The 4466-nt window shown below is 63.1% G+C and carries 2 protein-coding genes; both read left to right on the forward strand.

What is annotated here, in order from left to right:
- The first annotated feature begins 64 nt into the window (after nt 1-64).
- A complete protein-coding gene (uvrB, locus tag E5W70_RS31075) occupies nt 65-2881 on the forward strand; it encodes an excinuclease ABC subunit UvrB (protein WP_292665073.1) in 2817 nt (938 codons plus the stop codon).
- Between the two features lie 841 nt (nt 2882-3722).
- Nucleotides 3723-4466: ATP-binding cassette domain-containing protein (locus E5W70_RS31080; protein ID WP_292665072.1), on the forward strand; the 744-nt coding region annotated here is incomplete at its 3' end.

Below are 4466 nucleotides of genomic sequence, written 5' to 3' on the forward strand. Positions count from 1 at the left end.
ACCCGGCGGCTCCGCCGCCACCCTCCCCTCGAGGGGGAGGGAAGGCGCCAAGTCTGCCAAGAAAATCCCCGAGCGCTCCTCTTCCCCCGGCCGTACGGCACGCGGCACCTCGATGGGCGGCGCGGCCTCGGCGCGGGAGCGCACTGCGGCCGGTCTCAACCCTGTCGCTGGCCTCGACATTTCGTTGGAGGACGCCGAGACAATGGTCGCGGGCGGCGTCACCGCTACCGTCGCGGCGCTGTCGGCGCTGATCGAATCCGGCAATCCGCTGCACAAGGACGGCGTGCTGTGGACGCCGCACCGCCCTGCCCGGCCGGAGAAATCCGAAGGCGGCATCGCCATCAAGATGGTCTCGGATTTCGAGCCGGCCGGCGACCAGCCGACCGCGATCAAGGATCTCGTCGAGGGCGTCAACAGCAACGACCGCACCCAGGTGCTGCTCGGCGTCACCGGCTCGGGCAAGACCTTCACCATGGCCAAAGTGATCGAGGAGACGCAGCGCCCCGCTCTGATCCTGGCGCCCAACAAGACGCTTGCCGCGCAGCTCTATTCCGAATTCAAGAAATTCTTCCCGGAAAACGCCGTCGAGTATTTCGTCAGCTATTACGACTACTACCAGCCTGAGGCCTATGTGCCCCGGACCGACACCTACATCGAGAAGGAATCCTCGATCAACGAGCAGATCGACCGCATGCGCCATTCGGCGACGCGCTCGCTGCTCGAGCGCGACGACGTCATCATCGTCGCCTCGGTCTCCTGCATCTATGGTATCGGCTCGGTCGAGACCTATACGGCGATGACCTTCCAGATGCAGATCGGCGACCGGCTCGACCAGCGCGCGCTGCTCGCCGACCTCGTCGCCCAGCAATACAAGCGCCAGGACATCAACTTCGTCCGCGGCTCGTTCAGGGTGCGCGGCGACACGATCGAAATCTTCCCGGCCCACCTCGAGGACCGCGCCTGGCGCATCTCGCTGTTCGGCGACGAGATCGAGGCGATCACCGAATTCGATCCGCTCACGGGCCAAAAGACCGGCGAGTTGAAGAGCGTCAAGATCTACGCCAATTCGCACTATGTGACGCCGCGCCCGACCTTGAATCAAGCCATCAAGTCGATCAAGGAAGAGCTCAAGCACAGGCTGATCGAACTCGAACGGGCCGGTCGGTTGCTGGAAGCGCAGCGGCTTGAGCAGCGCACCCGCTTTGACCTGGAGATGCTGGAGGCGACGGGCTCCTGCGCCGGCATCGAGAATTACTCGCGCTATCTGACCGGCCGCCAGCCGGGTGATCCGCCACCGACCTTATTCGAATACATTCCCGACAATGCGCTGGTCTTTGTCGACGAAAGCCACGTCACCATACCGCAGATCGGCGGCATGTATCGCGGCGACTTTCGCCGCAAGGCGACGCTGGCCGAATATGGGTTCCGACTGCCGTCCTGCATGGACAACCGGCCGCTGCGCTTCGAGGAGTGGGACGCCATGCGCCCGCTTTCCGTCGCGGTTTCGGCAACGCCCGGCGTTTGGGAGATGGAGCAGTCCGGCGGCGTCTTCGCCGAGCAGGTCATCCGCCCGACCGGCCTGATCGACCCGCCGGTCGAGGTGCGCCCGGCCAAGACGCAGGTCGACGATGTCGTCGGCGAAATCCGCGAGACCACCAGGGCAGGCTACCGCACGCTGGTCACCGTGCTGACCAAACGTATGGCCGAGGATTTGACCGAATATCTGCATGAGCAAGGCATTCGCGTGCGCTACATGCACTCCGACATCGACACGCTGGAGCGTATCGAGATCCTGCGCGACCTGCGCCTCGGCGCCTTCGACGTGCTGGTCGGTATCAACCTGTTGCGCGAAGGCCTCGACATTCCCGAATGCGGCTTCGTCGCCATTCTCGATGCCGACAAGGAGGGCTTCCTGCGCTCCGAGACATCGCTGATTCAGACCATCGGTCGCGCCGCGCGTAACGTCGACGGCAAGGTCATCCTCTATGCCGACCAGATCACCGGCTCGATGGAGCGGGCGATGGCCGAGACCAACCGCCGTCGCGAAAAGCAGATGGAGTGGAACGCAGCCAACGGCATCACCCCGGAATCGGTCAAGTCGCGCATTTCGGACATCTTGGACTCGGTCTACGAAAAAGATCATGTCCGCGCCGATATCTCGCAGTTCACCGACAGCGCCGGCGCGATGATGGGCAACAATCTGAAAGCGCATCTCGACGCCCTGGACAAGCAGATGCGCGACGCCGCCGCCAATCTCGACTTCGAGAAGGCCGCCCGCATCCGCGACGAGATCAAGCGGCTGCGCGACATGGAACTGTCGATCTCCGACGATCCCTTGGCCAAATATGCCGACATGGAAAGCCCGGTCTCGGGCCGCGAGAAAGGCAAGCACAACAAGGGCGTGGCCAAACATCGTACATCAGAGGAACAGGAGCGTTTCCGCAAGCTCGACGAGGCACGTGCCGCTGAAGAGGCTGCCAAGGCTGCCCGGCCCAACCTCTTCCGCAAGCCTCATCTTGACGAGATGGGCGCCGACGGCGCCGTGCCGGTCAAGAAGCCGCTGTTCGCCAAACCCTCGCTCGACGCCATGGGGCCAGGCACCGACATGCCAACGCCGGCAGGTGCTGTCTCTCGCTCGCTGTTCAAGAAGCAGTCGGCCGAAGAGGCGCACGGCTCGGATTTCGGCATACCGGGCGACTCTACAAAACCCCTGTTCAAGAAGAATTCGCTCGATGAGATGACCGTGCGGCGAACCGAGAAGCCGGTTGAGGGCGAAAAGCCGGTCAAGCGCGAGCGCGCCGGCATCGGCTCCTACGAAGACCCGGCCGACGCCCGCCGCGAAAAGCGCCGGCCCGGCAAGACCGGCCGGCCGGGGCGGTAAGGCTCTCCGACTGAGCGTTTAGTGCACCCGTGTTCTCTGAGACAATGGTGTGATGCTACTTCAAGACAGTTCCAGTGAAGCCTCATTTGAGCCGTCGATCGATGCTCGCTTTCCATACGCAGACGCAAGTTCTGCTTCCGCTATGATCGCGCGAGGATGGTCGATCTCGCTCAACGCAGCCTTTTGTGTTCTCCATGAGCTATGCCGTCCACCGGTCGGAAAGGCAGTTTCGAAGGAAAGAATGCTTGAGCTTGTCGAGGAATGGTCGCTGGGACCTGATCATCCACTAAAACAGCCAATGCTTCGCTGCGCGCGAGCTCTCATTCAGAACGAACCGCTGCCGTGGCGCGAAGCTTCTGCCGTGATGCAACAAATTGGGCATTACGACGGCCAGCGAGCGGCACTCGGATTGCTTACTTTGCCGGCGATAGTTCCACTAGCGAAGGCGATACTGCCCTAAGCAACACTGATCATCGCATTCGTAAGACTTGGGCGACCAAAGGCGTCTAGAAAGCGCAAACCGGCCGTTGTTGAAATCAGCCTGGCGAGACCAGCCGAACGCGCCACTTGCCATCGGCCCCGCCCCTGGTGTAGCCAGTCTCCACACTCGAACGTCTTGAAAGGAGGGCTGCGTGTCTTTCGACCACCACCGTCAGCGCGGCCCAGTCCCGGCCCTGCGAGCTTGCTTGCAGGGCTGACCAGAGACGGTCCGGGTTTTTCTTCCCGCTTCGATTTTTTGGTCCGCCCTTCGTGGTGCTGCAACGCCGAGCCTGATGGGCCAGCCTGCGCACCGTCAAAGTGCATCAACCGGAATCACTCCGGACAGACCAGAGAAATCGACATGGCCCTGATCAGCCTCAAGTCCCTCGGCGTCACCATGAGTGCGCCGCTCTTCTCCAGCCTTGATCTCACCATCGGCACCGGCGACCGGCTCGGCATCGTCGCCGCCAATGGCCGCGGCAAATCCACTTTGCTGAAGTGCCTGACCGGCGAGTTCGAAGCCACCACAGGCGACATCACCCGCACGCGCGGCCTGCGCGTCGGCTATGTCGAGCAAGTCATCCCCGCAGCGCTGGCCGGGCGCAGCTTTCATGAGGTGGTGGCAGACGCCTTGCCGGCCGAGCAGGCCGAAAGCGAGCAATGGCGCGTCGATGTGGTTCTCGACTCGCTCGACGTGCCGCAGCCGATGCGCGAGCGGCCGATGCGAGCCTTGAGCGGTGGCTGGCAAAGGCTTGCGCTGGTCGCCCGCGTCTGGGTCACCGACCCCGACGTCCTGCTTCTCGACGAGCCGACCAACCATCTCGACCTCGGCAAGATCAGCCAGCTCGAAACTTGGCTGAACGCCCTGCCGCGGGAGGTGCCGGTTGTGATCGCCAGCCACGACCGGGCGTTCCTCGACGCGACGACCAACCGCACGCTGTTTCTACGCCCCGAACAATCGCCGGTGTTTTCGCTGCCCTATTCGCGGGCGAGGCTTGCGCTGGACGAGGTCGACGCCTCAACCGAGCGCAAATTCCAGCGCGACATGAAAGTGGCGCAGCAGCTGCGCCGGCAGGCGGCCAAGCTCAACAATATCGGCATCAAT

The sequence above is a fragment of the Mesorhizobium sp. genome (assembly GCF_005063415.1).
In the GTDB taxonomy this organism is placed as follows: Bacteria; Pseudomonadota; Alphaproteobacteria; order Rhizobiales; family Rhizobiaceae; genus Mesorhizobium.